This is a genomic window from Bradyrhizobium sp. I1.14.4, assembly GCF_050435825.1.
In the GTDB taxonomy this organism is placed as follows: Bacteria; Pseudomonadota; Alphaproteobacteria; order Rhizobiales; family Xanthobacteraceae; genus Bradyrhizobium.
Window position 1 is genome coordinate 420,871 of sequence record NZ_JBNDLA010000002.1, and the last position, 20,607, is coordinate 441,477.

The window sequence follows — 20,607 nt, forward strand, 5'->3', positions numbered from 1 at the left end:
TTCCTTACGGGGCGGCTTCGGCCCCTGACGTACTCATCGGCTGCTGCGGCCAGCGCTTCAGTGCGGCACGGCCGGCATCGGTCAACACATAGATGCCGCGCTCGGCGCGATCGAACCAGCCATAGACATTATGCAGCAGGATCTTGCCGGCGTCGGGAATCTCCGCGCGCAGGTCGCGCACCCGCCGTGGCCCATCCGACAGCGCGGAGGCACACGCCAGCGCCTGGTGCCGGTAGGCGGTCATGATCGGTGCGCGCGTCGAGCCGCCCATGGCGGGATCGCCCTTGCGCTTGCGGTGCTCGGCGATCAGGCGCGAGCGCTTCTTCGGATCGCGGCGCGGTGCCGCGGTTGGCGGCGGCACCAGTACCTCGACGTCGCCGCGATCGGTCACGCCGAGCATGCCGAAGCCGAGCCGTCGGCACAGATTGCGATAGCGCGCGTCGCTCTCGCGGCCCTTGCCGCGGATCGATATCTTTGCCGCGATCCATATCTCGTCGGCGGCGCCGGCGCGATCCACCGCCTGCAGGATCAGTTCGAGATTGAACGCAAGCTTGAGTTCGCCGATCACGACGACCGGCGGATCGTCGCCGCTCAGCGCCACGAGGTCGCAGCCGCCGATCTCGCCCTTCACCGTGAAGCCGAGCTTTTCGAGGAAGCGTTTGACGGGCAGATAAAGCGCAGTTTCCAACGGGCAGGGCTCCGGCGGCCGTTTGGCCGCGACTCATGACGGCAGCATAGCCCGGAAAGAGCCATGCCGATGCGGACGGAATTGCTCAAAGCCGGCCCCAGCGGCTATTGTGAGGCTGGACAAGGCGCGGCCATTTTCATGATCCGGAACGGGCTCTATCACATCACTGTCGAATTTCTCGACGGCGTCTCTGGCGGTAACCAGGGCGTCATGGTGCTGCGCGACGGCCAGATGCGCGGCGGCGACTCGTTCTTCTTTGCCTACGGCGGCTACACGGCGGCCGATGGCAAGTGGAAGGGCGAGGTCACCAATGAGGAGCATTCGCCAACCTATGGCGAGCGCCCGGTGTGGGAACGCAAGGTCGTCACCATTGGATTTACCGGCACCTACACCGATCAGACCGCCGAGGGGGACGGCATGGCGCTCGCCGGCAAGCAGAGCATCCGCTTCAGGTCGAAGCTGCGGCTGCTGGTTGCCGACTAGACCCTCCCGTTGACCGGCAGCAGCGCGCCGGTGACGGCGCTTGCTGCGTCGCTGGCAAGGAACAGGATGACTTCGGCGAGTTCCTTCGGCGTCACCCATTTGGAGATGTCGGCCTTCGGCATCGCGGCGCGATTGGCCGCGGTATCGATGATCGAGGGCAGCACGGCGTTGACCGTGACCTTGCCCTTGAGCTCCGCAGCGAGCGACTCAGTGAGGCGGTGCACGCCGGCCTTTGACGCAGCATACGGTCCCATCCCGGAGGCCGCCTGCAACGCGCCCAGCGCGCCGATATTGATGATCCGTCCAGCGCCCGATTTGATGAGGTGCGGAATCGCGGCGCGCGACGTGTTGAAGGCGGTCATCACGTTCATCGCATACATGCGCTGCCAGGTTGCGGGATCGCCGTCGCCCACCGCTTCAAAGGTGAAACCACCAGCGATATTGATCAGCCCGTCGAGCCTGCCGAAATGCGCGGCCGCCTTGTCGATCGCGGCCTTCGCCTGCGCCGTGTCGGTGAGGTCGACACCGCCAAGCTCGATATGATCAGCCGTCGCGGCAAGCTGCGAGGCGGCGTAATCGATGCCTGCGACGCGCGCGCCGCGCGCCAGCGCCTCCTCGGCGACCACTTTGCCAAGCGCGCCGAGGGCGCCGGTGATGACGATGGCTTTTCCGTTCATGACCGTCTCCGTACTCACAACAAGCTGCTGCCCACTATGATCAGGCGGAATTCATTTGCAATGCCGCCGATTTCGCCTCCTACTGCGCGCATTCATCAGTTCATTCGCGTCAAGGATGTTTGCGATGCCGACACCGAGGCCGTGCGAAACCCATCTCGACATCGTCAAGTTCGGACATCCGCTGCCGCACCTCGCGGAAGCGCTCCGGCATCAGCGCAAGATCAAGGTGGTGGCGCTCGGATCGTCGTCGACGGCGGGCGCCGACAACATTCTGCCATTTCCGCCGCGGCTCGAAATGCTGCTGCGGCAACGGTTCTTCGGCCGGATGATCGATGTGATCAATCGCGGGATCGGCGGCCAGGAGGCGCCGGAGGAATATTCGCGCATCGAGTCCGACGTCACGGCCGAAGCGTCCGTGCTGGTGATCTGGCAGGTCGGCACCAACGCGGTCTACAAGAGCTACAATCCGGCCGAGGTGCGCGCCACGCTGGAGGCGGGGCTGGACGTGCTTGCAGCACTTCCGCTCGATGTCGTCGTGATGGATTCCCAGTACACCCAGGCGATTGTCGGAACGGAGGCCGCGCTCAACCTCGCCAATGTGATCATGCCGATGATCGCGGAAGTCACCTCAAGCAAGCGGGTCAACCTGTTCAGCCGCTTCGCGCTGATGAAGCGCTGGGCCGATGACGGAATTCCGCTCGCCGAGCTCGACGACGGCGGCCAGCTTCACACCAGCGAGTGGGCGACCAATTGCGTGACCCAGTCGCTGTTCGGCGCGATCGAGGATGCCTTGAAGCCGGAAGCGATCACGTAAGCCTGACTACGCAAGCCTGACTACGCAAGCCGGACTACGTAAGATTACGGAGTAGGGCCGGTTGGATAAAATTTGCGGCAGTTCCGTAAGTCGTTTTCAGAACCCTTTCCTTAGAAGCAAAAACACCAGCCAAGGTAGGGGTATGCGAATGGGAAATCTTCCGGATCACGGTTTACCGCTCGTTCAGCTTAAGGAGCAGCGGCGCGATCTCGTGGTGGCGCTGCAAAACCGCAACGGACCAGTGGGCAGCTGGGAATTGATGCAGATCGCGGCGATCCAGCAGGCGATCTCGGCGTTCGAAGATGTGATTGCCGACCTCGATGCGGAGCTCGAGCTCGAGGCTGCGGCGGCTTAGACTTTTTCGGTTCTGATTGAATCAGAACCGAAGCTCTGGATTCTCGATTTGGCGCGTTTTCTTCACGCGAACCGGTGCCCACTTCGCTTGAAAACGCTCTCGTGCGAATCGATCAGGCCTGCAGATAGCGGCCTTCAAGCGCCTTGCGCTCGGCCCGACCGAGCCCGAGGCCTTCGCGGAAATAGCCGTCGAGGCCGCCGTAGTCGGCATCGATCGCCTCGAACGCAGCCTCCAGAAACGCCACGCGTACCGTACCGAGCACCTGCTTGACGTCGTCGGGCAGCTCGGTGCTGTGCGCCGGATCGCGCTTGTAGAACTGGTTGGTCAACAGATAGTCGTCCGCGATCACGTGCTCGGACACGCCGAGCGCGTGCAGAATCAGCGCGCAGGCAAAGCCGGTGCGATCCTTGCCGGCGGTGCAATGGATCACCAGTGGCGCGCGGTCTTCGAGCAGATGGGCAAACAGCGTGCGATAGCGCGGCGTGTTGTCCTGCACATAGCCGCGGTAGGAATCCCGCATCACGTCGATCGCATCGGCTTCGGACAGTTGACGGTTGCTGGCGATCTCGCGCAGTGCGGCTACCACCGTCGGCTCGACCGGAAGCGAATGCACGGTGACATCGCTCATGCCGCACAGCGCCTCGGCGCGCTCGGCGACACCGCGAAAATCGAAGGCGCTTTTGACTCCGAGGGAGCGCACCACGGCGACGTCCTGCTCGGTGAGATGCGCAAGATGGTTGGAGCGGAAGATCTGCCGCCAGCGCACCGTCCGGCCGTCGCGCGTCTGGTAACCGCCGAGGTCGCGAAAATTGCTGGCGCCGGCGAGATTGAGGTGACGGGCAGGGGTTTCGGACATCATGCGGGCCTGTTGCAGCTGTTGAGGTCTTGATGCAGGAGATCTTGGCGCAGGAGTAGCGGCGCAGACAGGTCTATAACCGGCCTCTCGGGGGGAGAATATGACTTATCGCGGGGGCGCCATTCTCATCGGCGCAATTCTTTTCGAGGTTCTTGGTTTCTCGGCGGCACCGGCGCAGTCCGCGTTCCGGAATTATCACTGTGCCGATGGCACGCAATTCATTGCGGCGTTCTTCAACGGGGATACGCGCGCGCATCTGCAACTCGGCGGCAAGGCAGTGACGCTGAAGAAGCGCCTGTCGCTGACGGGCACACGCTATGGAGGCGGCGGGGTCACGCTCGAGATCAATCGGGCCGGACTGACCAGGCTCCGCCATGCGAAGCGGCCGGTGACGGCCTGCGAACTGGCTTGAAACGACTTCGTTTGCAACGACCTGGCATGAAACGACTGGCATGAAAAAAGGGCCGAAACGCTTGGTTCCGACCCATCTCTATTGCTCAGCTGCTGTCTGACGTTTTTGCGTCACGCCTCTCTGTCGCGTCGACATCAGTGATCGCGGCTCGGCTTGGCGTCCTCAATGGCCGCCTGATGGTACCAGCTCTCGCTGCATGCCGAGGTTTCAACGTCGGCGGCGAGCTCGCGCGCCGATCGCATTTCGCCGTAGCGGCGTCCGCCGAGAGCCGCGCGGCCTCCTGTAGGGAATTGGTAGATCGTTGCCGATCCCTGGATTGGTCCTTGGTTTTCGCCCGTGGTGATCATGTCAAAGTCTCCTGTGGCCGGAGCGAGCCTCCATGGTGCGCCCGACTCATTCGCGTGTGGTTAGCGTATTTTCGATATCGGCCCGGGGCTGGCGGGGTGCAAGTGACCAAGAATTAGACATTGTCTGTCTAATTCGTGTGCAAATTCCGGTTTGCATCCTGCGAGGCAGGATGCAGCTGACCAACGCTTGAGCCATGGCGATGGTTGCCGGGCGCCTGACGGTTGGACACGAACTGTCACATGGCGCTGCCGCCGCATTAATCGCCTGATGATGCCGTAGCCGAATTTGCTGCAGAAACGGGCGACGGAGGGCGCGGAAAGAAGATTTTGGCTGACCGCGGCGCATGCCAGCCGCGCTGCTATGTCGCAGCAAAAATGCGATGTCCCGCTGTGGACATCGGCAACCAAGCGGGTGCCGCGCTGCAGCGACTGGCATTTTAATTGCTTAGTCAGAGACGGCCGATGGTGGCCGGGTACGCGTGCGGCGGCCGACTGGCTTTCGGTTCCTCACGGTTTGCATCATCAACAGAGAGGTTCAATGACCAAGTACAAGCTGGAGTATATCTGGCTCGACGGATATACTCCGACGCCGAGCCTGCGCGGTAAGACGCAGATCAAGGAATTCGCGTCGTTTCCGACCCTCGAACAGCTTCCGCTGTGGGGCTTTGACGGTTCGTCCACCCAGCAGGCTGAAGGCCACAGCTCTGACTGCGTGCTGAAGCCGGTCGCCTGTTATCCCGACGCCGCGCGCGAGAACGGCGTGCTGGTGATGTGCGAAGTCATGATGCCCGACGGCAAGACGCCGCATGTCTCGAACAAGCGCGCCACCATCCTGGACGACGAGGGTGCCTGGTTCGGCTTCGAGCAGGAGTACTTCTTCTACAAGGACGGCCGTCCGCTCGGATTCCCGTCCGACGGTTATCCAGCGCCGCAGGGCCCGTACTACACCGGCGTCGGTTATTCGAACGTCGGCAGCGTCGCGCGCAAGATCGTCGAAGAGCACCTCAACCTCTGTCTCGCCGCCGGCATCAACCACGAGGGCATCAACGCCGAGGTGGCCAAGGGCCAGTGGGAATTCCAGATCTTCGGCAAGGGCTCCAAGACCGCCGCTGATCAGATGTGGATGGCCCGTTATCTGATGCTGCGTCTCACCGAGAGCTACGGCATCGACATCGAATTCCACTGCAAGCCGCTCGGCGACACCGACTGGAACGGCTCAGGCATGCACGCCAACTTCTCGACCAAGTACATGCGCGAAGTCGGCGGCAAGGAATATTTCGAGAGCCTGATGGCGGCCTTCGACAAGAATCTGATGGACCACATCGCCGTCTACGGCCCGGACAACGACAAGCGTCTCACCGGCAAGCACGAGACCGCGCCATGGAACAAGTTCAGCTATGGCGTGGCTGATCGTGGTGCGTCGATCCGCGTGCCGCACTCCTTCGTCAACAATGGCTACAAGGGTTATCTGGAAGACCGCCGCCCGAACTCCCAGGGCGACCCCTACCAGATCGCTTCGCAGATCCTGAAGACGATCTCCGAGGTTCCTACCGGCGCGAAGGCGGCGGCTTAAATGGCTGCGGCTTAAACGGCGGCGGCCTAAGCAGCCACCAGACCCGGATGGAGCCATCCGGTACCGCAATCGGGTCCGCCAGGGCGACTGCCTTGGCGGACCTTTTGCGTTTTAATGACAGTCTTTGCAGGCGGCTTTCCGCCGAAAGCGGTTTCGCTGCGTTATGAACCGCGCTAGACAACGGTCGTATCTTGGCTGCCGGGGACACGGCGCTTGTTTGAGGGGTTTTACAAGGTCCGGTTCGAGTTGGGCGGCGCCGTCGGCCGCAGCGTGATGTATGTCGGCGACGGCAAGATGCTCGGCGGAAACTCGGCCTTCGCCCATATCGGCACCTACGCGAAAGACGGCGACGAGGTCGCAATCGAGATCCAGACCGTCCGCCACAACCCCGATCCGACCTACCGCGCGATGGCCGGCACCGATGACGCGACGCTGATCGCAAAAGGCCAGCCGGACGGCAATCTTTACCGCTTCAAGGGCGAACTGAAGGAATTGCCCGGCGTGCCGTTCCAGTCGGTGATGACGCCGATCACCGAGGCGGACATCCCTATCGCCGGCGGGGTCGGCGAGGGCGGCATCATCGACGGGCTCTATTCGATCCACATCCAGTTGCTCGACGGTGTCGACGGCGGTCTCACCGGTGTGATGCTGCTGAACGACGGCCGCATCCTCGGCGGCGATGCATTCTTCTACTATCTCGGCACTTACACCTCCGAGAAAGGCCGCTGGAAGGGGCAGATCCTCAATCAGGAACATACCTCGGCGATGGGCGAGAACCCTGTCTTCGGCGGCCATGAGGTCGGCATCGGCTTTGCCGGCAGTTGCGACGCCGACGGCGCCGTGCTCGAAGCGACCGCGCTTGCCGGTAAGCGCAGCCTCCGCCTCACCGCTGCGCTGAAGCTGATGCGGCGGGCGTGAGTGAGATGAAAGATTCGGTTCGCGTGCTCTCGACACTGGCGCTGAAGGGCGCGGTCGCGCGCCTCGCCGAGGCCTATCAGGCGGCGAGCGGTGTCCGGATCGATGCCGATTTCGCGCCGACGCTGGCGCTGCTCAAACGCCTGCGCGACGGCGAAGCGGCCGATCTTCTGGTTTTGACTCGCGAAGGCCTCGACGAGATGATCGGTGAGGACTGCGTTGCGCAGGAAAGTGCGGTCGATCTCGCGCGCTCCTATGTCGGCGTCGCGGTGAAGGCCGGCGCTGTTCATCCCGATATCGCGACCGAAGCCGCGCTGCGCGCGGCTCTGCTCGGCGCGCGGGCGGTGGCCTATTCGCGGCTTGGTGCCAGCGGTATCCTGTTCGCGCAGTTGATCGAGCGTCTCGGCATTGTGGATGCGATCGACGCCCGTGCGGTGATCATTCCGATGGGTTTTACCGCCGAAAAGCTCGTCAGCGGCGAAGCCGATCTTGCGATCCAACAGATCAGCGAGTTGAAGCAGGTCGACGGGATCGAGGTCGTGGGGCGAATTCCCCAGAACTTGCAGACGCCGGCGGTGTTCTCTGCCGGCCGCATGACGACGTCGCAACGCGCAGAGACTGCCGATCATCTGCTGCGCTACCTGTCGTCAGCTGATGTCGCGCCGGTACTGCGTGAGACGGGGCTCGAGCCTTGAATTTGCCTGCACCGCGACGCAACCTGCCGCCCATGTTCAAACCTCTCCATACGCTGGTCCTTGCTGTCGCGCTGGCCGCACCTGTGCTTGCCCACGCGCAATCAGCCGATCTCGTGCTGTGCGACCGGCTCGCCGCCGATCCCACCGATCCCGACAAGCCTGCCGACGTGAGGGGCGTGCCCGAGATCGCGGCGCCTGATATCGCCACCGCGATCAAATATTGCGCGGTGGCGGCAAAATCGTCGCGCCGCGCAATGTACGAGCTCGGCCGTGCCTATGCTGCCAATCGGCAGACCGCGGAAGCCGCGGCCGCCTGGCGCAAAGCGGCCGACAAGGGCTCGACATCGGCGATGGTCGAGCTCGGCGTGCTCTACGGCAACGGCACCGGCGTCGCCAAGGACGAGGCGCAGGCGCGCAAATTGTTCGAGCGCGCAGCGCAGGCCGGCAACGCGCGCGGCGTCAGCAATCTCGCCGCCCTCGGCGGCAGCAGCCCGGCTGCTGATCCGGCACGCGCGCGCGAATTGCTCGCCAAATCAGCCGAGACCAACGCCGAAGCGCAGTACCAGCTCGGCATGATGCTGGCCGAAGGCAAGGGCGGTGCGCCGGACGATGCCGGCGCGCGGGCGTTGTTCGAGAAGGCCGCTGCGCAGAACCATCCGGGCGCGCTGGAGCGGATGGGCGCCTTCGCGCAGGCCGGCCGCGGCGGGCCGAAGGACAGCGATGCGGCCAAGGCCTATTACGAGCGCGCGGCAGCGCTCGGCGATGAAGATGCCAAGAAGGCGCTGGAGCGCGCCCGCTGTCCCTATGTCATCAAGGACAAGCGCGGCAATGCCGTGACCAATCTCTGCTTCTAGTCAAACAGGAACGCTCGCCGTGGCATCTCGTTGAGATGCGAAATGTTCTGGCGAGGCGATGTCATGATCCGAAAGCTGCGTTCCGGCGAGTACCGGCTGTATTCCCGCAAGGTCAATCCGAAGACCGGCAAGCGCCGCAATCTCGGTACCTTCAAGTCGCGCGCGGCGGCGGAGAAGCACGAGCGTGACGTGCAGTATTTCAAGCGCCACTGATTCCCTGCGGCGCTCTCTTTTGCTTACGCATGATCTTTTCGGAAAACCGCTTCGCACTTTTCCGGATCATGCGTCACGGCGGGCAGGCCGCGCCGGTCTTCACCCAGGCCTCGACCAGCGCGCCGGCCTGCTGCTGCGTGCCCGGCGCCGGCGATCGGCCGAAGCCGGGATGCCAGGCCCAGGCCACCAGCGTGTCCTTGCCGATATGCTCGATCAAATCCTCGACCTTGCGGCCGCCATTGCGTGCGGGGTCTCTGATCTGGGCGCAGATTTCTCCGACCGATTTGCCGGCCCACGCCATCTCGCGCGGCGCGAGGTGCCATTCCGGGTGACCCGGCACGCGGCCGGGATCGAAATTGGCGTGCTGGTGGCAGATCGAACAGCGCATCGTCTCAGCCCCATGGCCATCGGCGCCGCGCGTGACCGGTGGCTGGTGCGTACGGCTGATGTCGCCCTGCCGAGGGCTGTCGCCTGCGGGATGGCAATTGGTGCAGCGCGGATGCGTCAAAACCTTGCCGAGCTCGCTGAAGATCGCCGCGGAGCGTTGTTCGACATTCTCGATTCCGGCAAAGCTTTCCGGTGAGGCGAGGGCGTGGCTCGCGCTCTCCGATGCGGCGTAGCCCGCGCACAGGCTGGTCGCGAGCGCCGTCAACACTGCAATGATCCGAAACCGCGCTTCCGATGGCATCGCTCGCGGGCTCACTTGTTGGCGGTCAAATAGCGTTTGGAATCGGCGAGGATCACGTCGCGCACGGCCTCGTGATATTTGATATAGCCGGTGCAGCGGCACAGATGGCCGTCGAGCGCATCCGCGATGACGGTCTCGAGCTGGTTCCGCGCAACCGGCGTCCTCGCCAGCCGTTCGAGCAGCACCTGGCCCTCGTTGAGGAAGCCGGCCGTGCAATAGCCGCACTGGAACGCGAAGTGGTCGATGAAGGCCCGCTGCAACGCCGAGAGTTCGCCGTCTTTGGCGTGGCCCTCGACGGTGCGGATCGCCTTGCCGTCGAAATTCGCCGCCGGCGCCACGCAGGTCGGGCTGGTGTAGCTCGTGCCGTCGGGGTTATCGATAATAACAGCGCAGCTCAGGCATTGCGCGGCGCCGCAGCCGAATTTGGTGCCGGTCATGCCGAGCACCTCGCGCAGGAAATCGTTCATCGAGAGGTCGTCACGGACCTCGATCGGCCCGTGCTTCTGGCCGTTGATGGTGAGGTTGAGCGTCGTCACGCAAGCGCTCCCTTGAGCAGGGCTGATGTTACCGGCAACGAGCGGAAGCGGTGACCGGTTGCATCGTTGATGGCGTTGAGCAGCGCCGGCACGATCGGGATCATCACCACCTCGGCCATGCCCTTGGGCGGTTCGTCCGGCGTCAGCGGCGGCAGCATCTCGATCTCGAGGTCGTGCAGCGGCAGGTCGGAGCCGCGCGCGATCAGGTACTGGCCGAGATTCCATTGCCCATTGCCGGGCCCGCCTTCGAATGGGGGCAGGGTTTCGAGCAGCGCGTAGCCGACGCCCATGGCGAAGCCGCCATGGCATTGGCCGAGCACGACTTCGGGCGCCAGCGCCTGGCCGCATTCGAATACACTGTAGGCCTTGGCGATCCGCAGGGTGCCGGTCGCGCGCTCGATCTCGACGCGGACCAGCGTGCCGCACATCGAGGTGTAGGCGGTGCCGATCCGGTTGTTGTCGGTTGGCGGGAATTTCACACTGACGCGGTCGATCCGTTCGAACCTGCCGCCGCCGTGGCGGATCGCCAGTGCATCGATCTCGGCGCGGTACTGCTCGCCGAACAGCGGGAAGCGCGCGCGCGACCAGGCCCAGCGCGAGAAGCTGTGCGCCATCGCGCCCGTGACGAAGCCCCGCGCATGCGCGGTCGCAGCAAGCCGCGGCAACGGCAGCGGTGCGAGGCCGTCAAGCACTAGCTGCCCGTCCTGCCAGCGCGCTTTGTCCCATTGCCTGGCGCGGGGATCGGATTTCCCGATCCGCCAGAGCTCGAGCGCCGCCGGCCAGAGGCCGAAGCGGAAGATGACGCGGGCCGCCTCGGCCGACGAATGCGTGCCGACATGGGCGCCGATCGAGGCACTGGTGGCCGAGCTGATCGCGGGCACCCAGCGCGGGTTCTTCTCGGCGAGATCCTGGGCCTTCTGATCCATCGTGTAGGGATCGCCGGAGCTGACGAGTCCGAGCGCCTCGTAGCTGTCGACCCGGGAGACGGCAACCTCGTCGGCGACGGCGCCGAGATAGCTCGCGACCCGGTTCGCGAGCGCCGTGCCGATGCCGTTGCCCATTTCGACGTGATCGCAGTTGATCGCGATCCGTCCCTCGGGATCAATCTCGACCCGCCCGAGCGAGCAATCCGCGCCTGCGCCGTAATCCTTGGTGACGCAGGCGACGCCAGTGCCAACCAGCCGTCCTTCCGCTGCCTTCTGCTTGAACGCGGCGCGTTGCCGCCAGATCGGATGCGTCTCGAGCTTGTCGAGGATATCGGGCGTGCGGACCGAGACGATGTAGGGATTGCCGGTCATGGTCCGGCCGTTCTGCTTCAGTGCATTGTTGCGCCGGAACGCGATCGGATCGAGCTTGAGCTCGCTGGCGGCCTCATCGATCAGCACTTCGAGCGCGGCCATGGTCTGCAAGGTGCCGTAACCGCGCATCGAGCCTGCGGTCACGCCGCGCGAATGCAGCGCCACGGTGGTGACGTCGACCTTGGGGATGTCATAGATGCCGATCGCGGCGGTGGCGGCAACGACCGCGACGTTGGCGGAGAAGTTGGCGAGCCCGCCGCCGTCGAGCACATGGTCGGCGGCGAACGCCGTGATCTTGCCGCTCGCGCGATCGATGCCGATCCGCGAACGCATCTTGATCGGGTGGCGTTTGATGCCGCCCTGGAATTGCTGGTAGCGGTCTTGCCCCAGCCGCACCGGCCGTCCCGGGAAGAACATCGCGGCAAGCGCCACGTAAAGCACGAACGGGGTGTGGTCGCGACCGCCGAAGCCGCCGCCGATATGGGCGAACTGCGCGTTGATGTGCGAGGGCCTGAACGGGGAACGGGCCTTGCCGAGCATGAAAGCGATCGACTCGGTCGCCTCATAGGGCGACTGTACGCCGAGCACCAGCTCGAGATTGCCGCTGTCGTCGCTGTACCAGGCGAGACCGCTCTCCGGCTCGAGGAACATCGGATCGACCGACTGGGTGTCGAACTCGCGGTCGAGCACGAGCTGCGACGGATCGTCCTTGCCGAGTTGAGCGCGGATCTCTTCGCCATAGGTCGCAGCCCTGGCGTAGTCGGCCTTGGTCTCCTTGGCGAGCGGCAGCCAGATCGGCAGCGCCGCGTTCTGGATGCGGCTCGGCGAGACCCAGCCGGCCTGGATAGGCGAATAGACGTCGGGCGCGTCAGGCGTGGCGCCGGCCACGCGCGTGAAGCGGTACGCGCCATAGTTCGGCAAGATCACCGGCCCGGTCTCGTCGCCGAACTTGATGAAGCCGACATCGCGCAGCGCGAGGCGCGCGCGGTCGTAGGCGTCGAACTGCTCGAAGATCAACAGCGCGACCGGCTGTCCGAGATAGAGCGGTGTCTTGCCGACCGGGCAGAACAGGTCACCGGTGTAGAACTCGGGCACCCGCGTGCCGATCCGGTCGAGGTCGGCAGCGGTCACGATTACGGACGGCTTGAGCGGACCATCGAGACGGGCGAGGTCCATGCCGGCATAGACGTGCGTCGCGTCATTGGCGCGGACCAGGATGGCGTGCGAGGTGGTCGCAGGCCAGCCCGGCATGTCGGCGGCGCGAAAGTCGGAGGCGTAGAGTTTTGCGCCGGTGACCTTGGCCACACCATCGACGCGGCCGGCGGCCTTGGCCGCCGGATTGAAATGACCGCGCCCGGGAAGCGTCTCGCGGGTCGCGAAGGCCGGCTCCTTCGCAAGCGCCAGATGCGACAGGCCGACCGAAATGCCGCCTGCCGACAACCACGTCACGAATTCGCGTCGCGAAGGCCGCATGGTCTGATCTTTCATCAACGCTTTGATGCCGTCTCGCGCCGAAATTTATCGATTTGCGCAATGCACGCTGAAGTATTGCGGCAGAATCAGCACAATCGCAACGCCGCAATAGGTCGTAGCCGCGGCCTCACTTGAGGTCGGCGATGGTGGCCGGTCCCGGACCCGGTGTGATCAGCGTCGGCCACTGCTTGGAACCGAACGGCACCACCGGTGGCAGGAACGCCGTCATGCCGCGCTTCCTGGTCTCGGCGATGATCGCCTCGCGCGCGTCACCCCCCATCAGCTCATAGTCCATCAAATGGTAGCTGCCGAAGAACAGCGCGCCAACCGAGCGGTCGGCAATGATCCGGGTCAGCGATTCCAGCATGTCCGACGGCGTCGTGGTGAAGGAGATCGTCTCGATCAGCATCAGGCGGCTGTTGATGGCGTCAGGCCCGAAGAACTGCGCCAGCACGCTGAAGATCACGTTGTTCTGCCGCGCCACGTAGATCGTGTTGCTCGCGGCATAGGTCTGGTCCCAGTCGGCGCCGAGCTGGGTCTTCCAGTCGGCCATCACGCTCACCCAGTGAGCGACCTGGGTCTGCGCGGCCCAGGCGACGTTCCGAGCGAGCAGCGGCGCCTGCTTCTTGCCGAACACCTCGAGCTTGGTGAAGGGGATGGCGCCGGCCGACAGGCATTCGTCCATGAAGGCGATGTTGTTCTGCAGGATGGCGCGGTTGTTGTCGCGCCAGTCCGCCTGCATCGGCGTGGCATCGAGCCCGTCCAGCGCCGACTGCATCCGGCTTCGATAGGCCTGCATCGACCCGCGCCACGACTTGTCGTCGGGGTTGTTGACATAAGGGCCGACCACCTCGGCCAGCGCCATCGTGCTGTGGCCGACCGACTTGAGCAACTGATAGACGACCGGCACCTGCGGTGCCTCGGTCGGCGGCTTGCCCGGCCGGTAAAGGATCAGGCGGCCACCGGCGCCGGAAAACAGGCCGAGGATCACCGGATGCTTGTCGAGGATGTTCTTCTGGAAGATCCGTGCCGCATCGCCATAGAGCTCGAACATGCCGGTGTTGAGCGCGAGCACATCCTTGGTCGCGACATCGGCCTGCGTGGACGTGGTCTTGCCCGAGATCGGTGCCATGTAGTCGGGCAGCGACTGGGCCAAGGCGGTGCTGCTGCTGCCGAGCAGCAATGCTAGTGCGGCGGCCAAACGGAAACGATGGGTCATGCAATACTCCTCGCAGCCTCCGGCCCGCGCCGAAGTACGGCCTCTCGACGCTGGCGGGACGCGCAATTCTTTCTTGACGCAAATGAAACAGGGATGGTCGATCCCGCATCACGACGAGGGCGGGTGCTTACAGCTAAGCGACGAATCGGCGGGTGTCCACACCCGGAGACTACGCGGTTGGTTGCGTCATAACATCATTCGACGCCGAATTCAGCGGAGCTTTCTCATTCAGGGAATCAATCGCATCGACTGATTTGTCGATTGCCTCAATCCTTGATCAGAAGAACACCGCCGATGATCAGCGCGATGCCGGCCAGCCGTGAAATCGATACGGGATGCTGCGTCAGCCCGAACAAGCCAAAATGGTCCATTGCGATGCCCGCGATCATCTGACCTGCGACCACCAGCGCCAGCAGGGTCGCGGCACCGAGCGACGGCAACAGCAGGATCATCAACAGGATGAAGACACCGCCGAGGATGCCACCGCTCCAGGCCCACCATGGCACAGCCGTTACCAGTTTCCAGGACGGCACCGGCTCCCGCGTTGCGACCAGCACGACCACCATCGTCACCAGCCCGCCGAGATAGCTGACCAGCCCGGCCCAGGCCGGCGAGTTCAGCACGGACCGCAGATTGCCGTTCAGGACCTGCTGAACCGCGACGCAGATGCCGGCGCCGAGCGCGAGGAGATAGAGAAACCAGACTTGCATGTGATGCCCCAAAACCGATCGCCGAAGGATTTCATGTCATATTCGATTGGCAACGATCGTGGCATGCGTGGAGCGCCGCGCGAAACCCACGGAATGGGCTTCCACCCAGGTCCCAGATCGAATAAGAGGCCACAAACCCTCAGTTCCCAGTATTGAGCATGATCCGCCTCGACAACGTCTCAAAGCAAGTCGGCCACCAGATCCTCTTCATCGAAGCCTCAGCCGCTCTCCAGAAGGGTGAGAAAATCGGCTTGGTCGGGCCGAACGGAGCCGGCAAGACCACGCTGTTCCGCATGATCTCGGGCCGGGAAATCCCGGACGAAGGCCAGGTCTCGCTCGATCGCGGCATCTCGATCGGCTATTTCAGCCAGGATGTCGGCGAGATGTCCGGCCGCAGCGCGGTCGCCGAGGTGATGGACGGGGCGGGGCCTGTCAGCGTTGTCGCAGCCGAGCTCAGGGAACTCGAGGCCGCGATGGCCGACCCCGACAAGGCCGATGAGATGGACGAGATCATCGCGCGCTATGGCGAGGTGCAGCATCAGTTCGAGGAGCTCGACGGCTATGCGCTCGACGGCCGCGCGCGCGAGGCGCTGGCCGGTCTCGGCTTCAGCCAGGAGATGATGGACGGCGACGTCGGAAAGCTCTCCGGCGGCTGGAAAATGCGCGTGGCGCTGGCGCGCATCCTCTTGATGCGTCCCGACGTGATGCTGCTCGACGAGCCGAGCAACCATCTCGATCTCGAAAGCTTGATCTGGCTTGAGCAATTCCTGAAAGGATATGAGGGCGCGCTGCTGATGACCTCGCACGACCGCGAGTTCATCAATCGCATCATCAACAAGGTGGTCGAGATCGACGGCGGTCAGCTCACCACCTATTCCGGCAATTACGAGTTCTACGAGCAGCAGCGCGCGCTCTCTGACAAGCAGCAGCAGGCGCAGTTCGAGCGGCAGCAGGCGATGCTCGCCAAGGAGATCAAGTTCATCGAGCGTTTTAAGGCGCGCGCCTCGCACGCGGCCCAGGTGCAGAGCCGGGTCAAGAAGCTCGACAAGATCGAGCGGGTCGAGCCGCCGCGGCGGCGACAAACGGTGGCGTTCGAATTCCAGCCGGCGCCGCGTTCCGGCGAGGACGTCGTCAGCCTGAAGAACGTCCACAAGGCCTATGGCAGCAAGCGCATCTATGACGGGCTCGACTTCATGATCCGGCGCCGGGAGCGCTGGTGCGTGATGGGCATCAACGGCGCCGGCAAGTCGACGCTCTTGAAGCTGGTCGCCGGTTCAACCGAGCCCGATGATGGCGCGGTCGCGGTCGGCGGTAGCGTCAAGTTGGGCTATTTCGCCCAGCACGCGATGGACCTGCTCGACGGCGAGCGCACCGTGTTCCAGTCGCTGGAGGACGCGTTTCCGCAGGCAGGGCAGGGCAGCCTGCGCGCGCTCGCCGGCTGCTTCGGCTTTTCCGGCGACGATGTCGAGAAGAAGTGCCGGGTGCTCTCGGGTGGCGAGAAGGCGCGGCTGGTGATGGCCAAGATGCTGTTCGACCCGCCGAACTTCCTCGTGCTCGACGAGCCGACCAACCATCTCGATCTCGCCACCAAGGAGATGCTGATCAACGCGCTCTCCGAGTTCGAGGGCACGATGCTGTTCGTGTCCCACGACCGGCATTTCCTCGCCGCGCTCTCCAACCGCGTGCTGGAGCTGACGCCGGACGGCATCCATCAGTTTGGCGGCGGCTACACCGAATATGTCGCGCGTACCGGGCACGAAGCGCCGGGGTTGCGGAGCTAGTTCAAGCCTTCCATCGCGCACAAAACGCCTCGATGTCGCCGGACTGGAATTCGCCGAGGCGCTCCCAGATGGTCTCAGCCGGCCAGTTCCACCAGGCGATCTGCGACAGCTCGGCCGCAATCCTGCGATTGAACCGCTCCTTGATCGGCCGGGCCGGCACCCCGCCAACGATGGTGTAGGGCGCAACATCGCGCGAGACCACCGCGCCGGCCGCCAGCACCGCGCCGTCTCCGACGGTGACGCCGGGCAGCACGATCACGGCATGGCCGATCCAGACGTCGTTGCCGATCACGACGCGATCGGCGCGCCGATCGCCGAAGAAGCGATGATCGCGCTCGGCGGCGGCCGTGTAATATTCAGGGCAATAGGTGAAGCGATGCTGCGAGGGACGATCGAGTGGATGATTGGGTGCGCCGATCCGGACCTGCGCCGCAATCGCGCAGAAGCGGCCGATCTGGGCGTCGGCGACGATGCAGCCGCTGCCGAGGTAGGAGTAATCGCCAAGCTCGGTGTATTCGATTGCGGTGTCGCCGAGGATTTCACAGCAACGTCCAACCTTGACCTCCCGCAGCTTGACCGTCGGCTCGATGACGGTTTCGGCAAGCTTGGGGCGGGGGACGTTCGGTCCGTTCATAGCGTTATCCTCGATACGGTGAGCTGCTTGAGTCGCGCGCTGTCTATCACGGCGAGATGACAAGAAGAGAGAGGCTGCATCTAGCGGCCGGTCAGGCGGGCAATGGTCTCGATCTCGTTGGTCCAGATGCCGCCGGAAAAGTTCTCGGGCAGGCGCCTGAACATGCCGGCATTGTCGATCCCGGTCGAGAATTCGCCGCCCTGATAGGGGCCGAGCACGAAAACCGCGCTGTTCGCCGCCGCCATGCGGTAACATTTCGGATGAATTGCGGCATGGCCGCTTCCACCAGCAATGCAAAGCCGCATGGGGCGCTGCGTGGCGCTCGGCTTGTGGGTGGCGGTAGCGGCCGTTACGCTTCGCAAAAAAGCGGGAGCGAAACGGCATGAAGCAGATCAGGATCGGTGACATCACGATCGACGCGGTGATCGAGCGCGAAGGGCCGTGGCGGCGGCCGCAGGATTTCTTCCCGACCTATAGCGACGATGTGTTCACGCATCATTTGAAGACGATGGAGCCCGAAGTCTTCGATGCCGCGCGCGGCATGATGATGATCACCTATCAGACCTTCGTGGTGCGGACGCCGCGCTACACCATCCTGGTCGACACCTGTACCGGCGAGGACAAGGGACACCCGCCGCCGTTCGATTTCCCGGGCAAGCAGCGCTGGCGCAACGAGCTGTTCGCGCTCGGCATCTCCTACGAGCAGATCGACTACGTGTTCTGCACCCATCTGCATATCGACCACACCGGCTGGAACACGACGCTGCGCGACGGGCGCTGGGTGCCGACCTTCCCGAACGCGAAATACGTCTTTCACAAGGGTGAGTACGCGGCCTGGGAGGCCGAGAACGCCAAGGGCGCCAATCCGCCCGGCACGGTATTTCGCGACAATTGCCTGCCGATCGTGGAGGCCGGGCAGGCGCTGTTGGTCGACGACGACTATGCGCTCGACGACAGCGTCACGCTGACGCCGACGCCGGGTCATTCGCCCTGCCATTGCTGCGTTAACATCTTCTCGAAGGGGCAGCGCGCGGTGGTTGCCGGCGATCTGATGCACCACGCGATCCAGTGCCGCGAGCCGGAATGGTCGGCGAAGCCAGATTGGGATCCGAAGCAATCGGCGCTATCGCGACGGAAATTCTTTGCATCCGTCGCGGGGACCGACACGCTGATCCTGCCGATCCATTTTCCGGCCCCGACGGTCGGCCTGATCACGGCGGACGGCGACCGTTTCGACTATCGTTTCAAGCGCGGGTAGGCGGGAGCGCAGTGCCACCCCGGCCGCGCCGTGCTGGCGCGAAGCGCGCCGATTCGTTTGCCGCCAGACACCAATCGTGACAATCGGCTTGAACGGAATTTTAACGGTCGCCGGCGAGCTTATTGGTATGATTCCACCAGAGGCGGCGGTGATGCATCCCCGGCGATTTGCGCGTGTTCGACCGACAGGTTGCGTGTCCAGCATGGTCAAGCTCCAGCTTGAACCGAAGGCGCCGCTGATCGAATGCCGGCTGGTGGACTATTCCGCCGGCGGGGCCTGCCTGGAGTTTTCGAAGCCGGTCCAGCTGCCGGAACGTTTCGAAATGTTTCACGGTAACACCAGGAAGCGTTGCCGGCGGGTCTGGAGCAGGGGCGTGCGGGTCGGCGTCTCGTTCTGAACGCCTTTACAGCGCTTTCGGCAAAGTGGATGCCGGTTCGCGTGAAGGAAAACACGCCAAGACAAGAAACTGCAGCGTCGGTTCTGATTCAATCAGGACCGGAGAATGCTCCACGGCGCGTGCCGATCAAGGTCCGTCCACCCGTCAAAAGCCGTTCGGGCCGCGCCTTGCGCGACCCGATGGTCTGTCCCGATTGAGGGGGCGAACAAGCGCCGGCGAGGAGCTCAGGCGCCGCTCTGGCACTTCTTCATGAACGACGTCTTGGCAGCGCCCGCGAGCTTTTTGCCGTCGGAGCCGACCGCCTTGGTCTCGCAGGTGGCGGTCGTGCACTTCTTCATGAATGAGGTCTTGGCCGCGCCGGCCAGCGGCTTGCCGTCCTTGCCGACGGCCTTCGTCTCGCAGGAGGCGTCCTGTGCAAATGCCGAACCGGCGGCAAAGGTCGCGATCACGGCCGCCAAGAAAATCCGCTTCATCTGGGTTCTCCCTAAACCAAACCAGTGGCTGGATTGGATATCGGATTCCTGGCCCGATCAAGTTCCCATCGCCGATTTTGTCGATAAAATACCCCGGCAAGCTGTGAGAAATTCCGCGTGCAGTGCGGAACAAAATGGGGAAACGCGGAATGGAATTCGAGACGCTGGTACAGTCACGCAAAAGCGTGCGCGGGTTCAAGAAGCAGCCGGTGTCGCGGGCGACCGTCGAGCAGATCATCGAGGTGGCCAAGCGCGCGCCGTCCTCGATGAACACCCAACCCTGGCACGTCCACGTCGTGACCGGGGCGCCGCTGGAGGAAGTGCGCCGCCGCAACATGGACGAGATGGTCGCCGGCGCCAAAGCCAAGCGCGACATCGTCAGCCATGGCGAGTACCAGGGCGTGCACCGCGGTCGCCAGGTCGACATCGCCAAGAAGCTGTTCGGCGCGATGGGCATCGCCCGCGACGACAAGCCGATGCGGCAGGACTGGGTGCTGCGCGGCTTCCGCCAGTTCGACGCCCCGGTTTCGCTGGTCTTGACCTACGACCGGATCCTCGATCCCGGCGCGGTCTGCCATTTCGATCTCGGCGCGCTCTGCTATGGCATCGTGCTGGCAGCCTGGGATCGGGGCCTTGGCAGCGTGATCAACGGCCAGGGCATCACGCGTTCCGACATCGTGCGCGAGGTTGCCAATATCCCGGAAGACCAGGTGATCATGACCTGTGTCGCGATGGGCTATCCCGACGACGGCTTCGCTGCGAATGCGGTGCGCTCGGATCGCGAGGCCAACGGCGACTTTGTCCGCTACGTCGGCTTTGCCGACTAGAGTATGATCCGACCGGTCCGGATCCGCAGCAGCATCGGCGCGGTTGTCCTGGCCTTGGTCGTCCTCATCTCGGCCTCCGGTGGCGGGCGAGCCGATGGCATACGCGTCGCCTCGAAACTTGTAACGCGGCTGTCGGAGGTGTTCGCGAAATCAGGCAGCAAGCTCTCGCCGATTCGAACGGCTGCATTCGGCGGCGACGGTCACATGCCGTTCGGCGAGAATGAAACGGCGATCTGGGTGCCGATCGTCGATCGCTTTCTTTCCACCAACAACCTCGTGGCGCGCGACCGGTTGCTCGACGCGCCGCCACGTCCGGCGCAATTGCGCAGCCGCTGACCGCGCCGCGGGATATTGAATTCCGCGCGGTGAAACCCTCGCGCGACAGTGAGCGCGAGCGCGCGTTTCCGCTATTCCGGCCAGCAAAGAATGCG

At 64.1% G+C, this 20,607-nt stretch carries 25 protein-coding genes and 1 pseudogene; 14 read left to right on the top strand and 12 right to left on the bottom strand.

Annotation, left to right across the window (positions count from 1 at the left end; all coding sequences use genetic code 11):
• Positions 1–4 precede the first annotated feature (4 nt).
• The gene (locus tag ABIB78_RS05775) at positions 5–688 is read right to left on the bottom strand and encodes a DUF2161 domain-containing phosphodiesterase (RefSeq protein WP_429022457.1); all 684 of its coding nucleotides are present in this window, start codon (positions 686–688) and stop codon (positions 5–7) included.
• A gap of 63 nt (positions 689–751) precedes the next feature.
• Between ABIB78_RS05775 and ABIB78_RS05780 the strand changes: the two genes are divergently transcribed.
• Positions 752–1,171 (top strand): hypothetical protein, encoded by a 420-nt coding sequence (locus ABIB78_RS05780; protein ID WP_429022459.1) that lies wholly within the window; start codon positions 752–754, stop codon positions 1,169–1,171.
• Here ABIB78_RS05780 and fabG read toward each other — a convergent pair.
• The gene (fabG, locus tag ABIB78_RS05785; RefSeq protein WP_429022462.1) at positions 1,168–1,848 is read right to left on the bottom strand and encodes a 3-oxoacyl-ACP reductase FabG; all 681 of its coding nucleotides are present in this window, start codon (positions 1,846–1,848) and stop codon (positions 1,168–1,170) included. The genes ABIB78_RS05780 and fabG overlap by 4 nt on opposite strands.
• Positions 1,849–1,972: 124 nt before the next feature.
• Between fabG and ABIB78_RS05790 the strand changes: the two genes are divergently transcribed.
• Both ABIB78_RS05790 and ABIB78_RS05795 read left to right on the top strand, forming a co-directional pair.
• Positions 1,973–2,662 carry an SGNH/GDSL hydrolase family protein gene (locus ABIB78_RS05790; protein ID WP_429022463.1) on the top strand — a complete coding sequence of 230 codons (690 nt, stop codon included), beginning with the start codon at positions 1,973–1,975 and terminating at the stop codon, positions 2,660–2,662.
• A 148-nt stretch (positions 2,663–2,810) separates the two neighbouring features.
• The gene (locus ABIB78_RS05795) at positions 2,811–3,017 is read left to right on the top strand and encodes a hypothetical protein (protein WP_038375209.1); all 207 of its coding nucleotides are present in this window, start codon (positions 2,811–2,813) and stop codon (positions 3,015–3,017) included.
• Positions 3,018–3,129: 112 nt separating this feature from the next.
• Here ABIB78_RS05795 and ABIB78_RS05800 read toward each other — a convergent pair whose 3' ends face one another.
• On the bottom strand, positions 3,130–3,873 hold the full coding sequence (locus ABIB78_RS05800; RefSeq protein WP_429022999.1) for a tyrosine-protein phosphatase: 744 nt from the start codon (positions 3,871–3,873) through the stop codon (positions 3,130–3,132).
• A gap of 100 nt (positions 3,874–3,973) precedes the next feature.
• Between ABIB78_RS05800 and ABIB78_RS05805 the strand changes: the two genes are divergently transcribed.
• A complete protein-coding gene (locus ABIB78_RS05805) occupies positions 3,974–4,285 on the top strand; it encodes an MliC family protein (RefSeq protein ID WP_429022467.1) in 312 nt (103 codons plus the stop codon).
• 134 nt (positions 4,286–4,419) lie between these two features.
• Here the strand turns inward: ABIB78_RS05805 and ABIB78_RS05810 are convergent, their stop codons facing one another.
• Positions 4,420–4,632, bottom strand: coding sequence for a DUF2735 domain-containing protein (locus ABIB78_RS05810; RefSeq protein WP_429022469.1), 213 nt, complete (start codon positions 4,630–4,632; stop codon positions 4,420–4,422).
• 538 nt (positions 4,633–5,170) lie between these two features.
• Here ABIB78_RS05810 and ABIB78_RS05815 point away from each other — a divergent pair.
• The 5 genes from ABIB78_RS05815 (at position 5,171) to ABIB78_RS05835 (ending at position 8,882) form a co-directional block, all read left to right on the top strand.
• Positions 5,171–6,205 (top strand): glutamine synthetase beta-grasp domain-containing protein, encoded by a 1,035-nt coding sequence (locus tag ABIB78_RS05815; protein ID WP_429022471.1) that lies wholly within the window; start codon positions 5,171–5,173, stop codon positions 6,203–6,205.
• 213 nt (positions 6,206–6,418) lie between these two features.
• Complete coding sequence (locus ABIB78_RS05820; protein WP_429022472.1) at positions 6,419–7,123, top strand: GrlR family regulatory protein; 705 nt, start codon at positions 6,419–6,421, stop codon at positions 7,121–7,123.
• Positions 7,124–7,128: 5 nt separating this feature from the next.
• Complete coding sequence (locus ABIB78_RS05825; RefSeq protein WP_429022474.1) at positions 7,129–7,815, top strand: substrate-binding domain-containing protein; 687 nt, start codon at positions 7,129–7,131, stop codon at positions 7,813–7,815.
• Positions 7,816–7,847: 32 nt separating this feature from the next.
• Positions 7,848–8,669, top strand: coding sequence for a tetratricopeptide repeat protein (locus tag ABIB78_RS05830; RefSeq protein ID WP_429022476.1), 822 nt, complete (start codon positions 7,848–7,850; stop codon positions 8,667–8,669).
• A 63-nt stretch (positions 8,670–8,732) separates the two neighbouring features.
• Positions 8,733–8,882: a hypothetical protein gene (locus ABIB78_RS05835; protein WP_016843021.1), complete on the top strand. Its 150-nt coding sequence runs from the start codon at positions 8,733–8,735 to the stop codon at positions 8,880–8,882.
• A 73-nt stretch (positions 8,883–8,955) separates the two neighbouring features.
• Here ABIB78_RS05835 and ABIB78_RS05840 read toward each other — a convergent pair whose 3' ends face one another.
• The 5 genes from ABIB78_RS05840 to ABIB78_RS05860 form a co-directional block, all read right to left on the bottom strand.
• A complete protein-coding gene (locus ABIB78_RS05840; protein ID WP_429022479.1) occupies positions 8,956–9,570 on the bottom strand; it encodes an Isoquinoline 1-oxidoreductase subunit in 615 nt (204 codons plus the stop codon).
• Between the two features lie 11 nt (positions 9,571–9,581).
• Positions 9,582–10,106, bottom strand: coding sequence for a (2Fe-2S)-binding protein (locus tag ABIB78_RS05845; RefSeq protein ID WP_429022480.1), 525 nt, complete (start codon positions 10,104–10,106; stop codon positions 9,582–9,584).
• Positions 10,103–12,877 carry a xanthine dehydrogenase family protein molybdopterin-binding subunit gene (locus ABIB78_RS05850; RefSeq protein WP_429022482.1) on the bottom strand — a complete coding sequence of 925 codons (2,775 nt, stop codon included), beginning with the start codon at positions 12,875–12,877 and terminating at the stop codon, positions 10,103–10,105. The genes ABIB78_RS05845 and ABIB78_RS05850 overlap by 4 nt, the downstream gene beginning before the upstream one ends.
• A 127-nt stretch (positions 12,878–13,004) precedes the next feature.
• Positions 13,005–14,096, bottom strand: coding sequence for a hypothetical protein (locus ABIB78_RS05855; protein ID WP_429022483.1), 1,092 nt, complete (start codon positions 14,094–14,096; stop codon positions 13,005–13,007).
• Between the two features lie 266 nt (positions 14,097–14,362).
• Positions 14,363–14,806, bottom strand: coding sequence for a DMT family transporter (locus ABIB78_RS05860; RefSeq protein WP_429022486.1), 444 nt, complete (start codon positions 14,804–14,806; stop codon positions 14,363–14,365).
• A 158-nt stretch (positions 14,807–14,964) separates the two neighbouring features.
• On the opposite strand from ABIB78_RS05860, the gene ABIB78_RS05865 reads away from it, so the two are divergent.
• Complete coding sequence (locus ABIB78_RS05865) at positions 14,965–16,587, top strand: ABC-F family ATP-binding cassette domain-containing protein (protein WP_429022488.1); 1,623 nt, start codon at positions 14,965–14,967, stop codon at positions 16,585–16,587.
• Between the two features lies 1 nt (position 16,588).
• On the opposite strand, the gene ABIB78_RS05870 is transcribed toward ABIB78_RS05865, so the two are convergent.
• Positions 16,589–17,221, bottom strand: a complete 633-nt coding sequence (locus tag ABIB78_RS05870) for a DapH/DapD/GlmU-related protein (protein WP_429022489.1) — start codon at positions 17,219–17,221, stop codon at positions 16,589–16,591.
• 80 nt (positions 17,222–17,301) lie between these two features.
• Positions 17,302–17,469: pseudogene (locus ABIB78_RS05875) on the bottom strand (glycerophosphodiester phosphodiesterase family protein); the annotation flags it as partial.
• A gap of 134 nt (positions 17,470–17,603) precedes the next feature.
• Between ABIB78_RS05875 and ABIB78_RS05880 the strand changes: the two are divergent.
• Together ABIB78_RS05880 and ABIB78_RS05885 are read left to right on the top strand one after the other, a co-directional pair.
• On the top strand, positions 17,604–18,479 hold the full coding sequence (locus tag ABIB78_RS05880) for an MBL fold metallo-hydrolase (RefSeq protein ID WP_429022491.1): 876 nt from the start codon (positions 17,604–17,606) through the stop codon (positions 18,477–18,479).
• 151 nt (positions 18,480–18,630) lie between these two features.
• Positions 18,631–18,876, top strand: a complete 246-nt coding sequence (locus ABIB78_RS05885; protein WP_429023002.1) for a PilZ domain-containing protein — start codon at positions 18,631–18,633, stop codon at positions 18,874–18,876.
• A gap of 224 nt (positions 18,877–19,100) precedes the next feature.
• On the opposite strand, the gene ABIB78_RS05890 is transcribed toward ABIB78_RS05885, so the two are convergent.
• Positions 19,101–19,349 carry a hypothetical protein gene (locus tag ABIB78_RS05890; protein ID WP_429022493.1) on the bottom strand — a complete coding sequence of 83 codons (249 nt, stop codon included), beginning with the start codon at positions 19,347–19,349 and terminating at the stop codon, positions 19,101–19,103.
• A gap of 149 nt (positions 19,350–19,498) precedes the next feature.
• On the opposite strand from ABIB78_RS05890, the gene ABIB78_RS05895 reads away from it, so the two are divergent.
• Positions 19,499–20,176, top strand: coding sequence for a nitroreductase (locus ABIB78_RS05895; protein ID WP_429022495.1), 678 nt, complete (start codon positions 19,499–19,501; stop codon positions 20,174–20,176).
• Between the two features lie 3 nt (positions 20,177–20,179).
• Positions 20,180–20,512 carry a hypothetical protein gene (locus ABIB78_RS05900; RefSeq protein WP_429022497.1) on the top strand — a complete coding sequence of 111 codons (333 nt, stop codon included), beginning with the start codon at positions 20,180–20,182 and terminating at the stop codon, positions 20,510–20,512.
• The last annotated feature ends 95 nt before the right edge of the window (positions 20,513–20,607 follow it).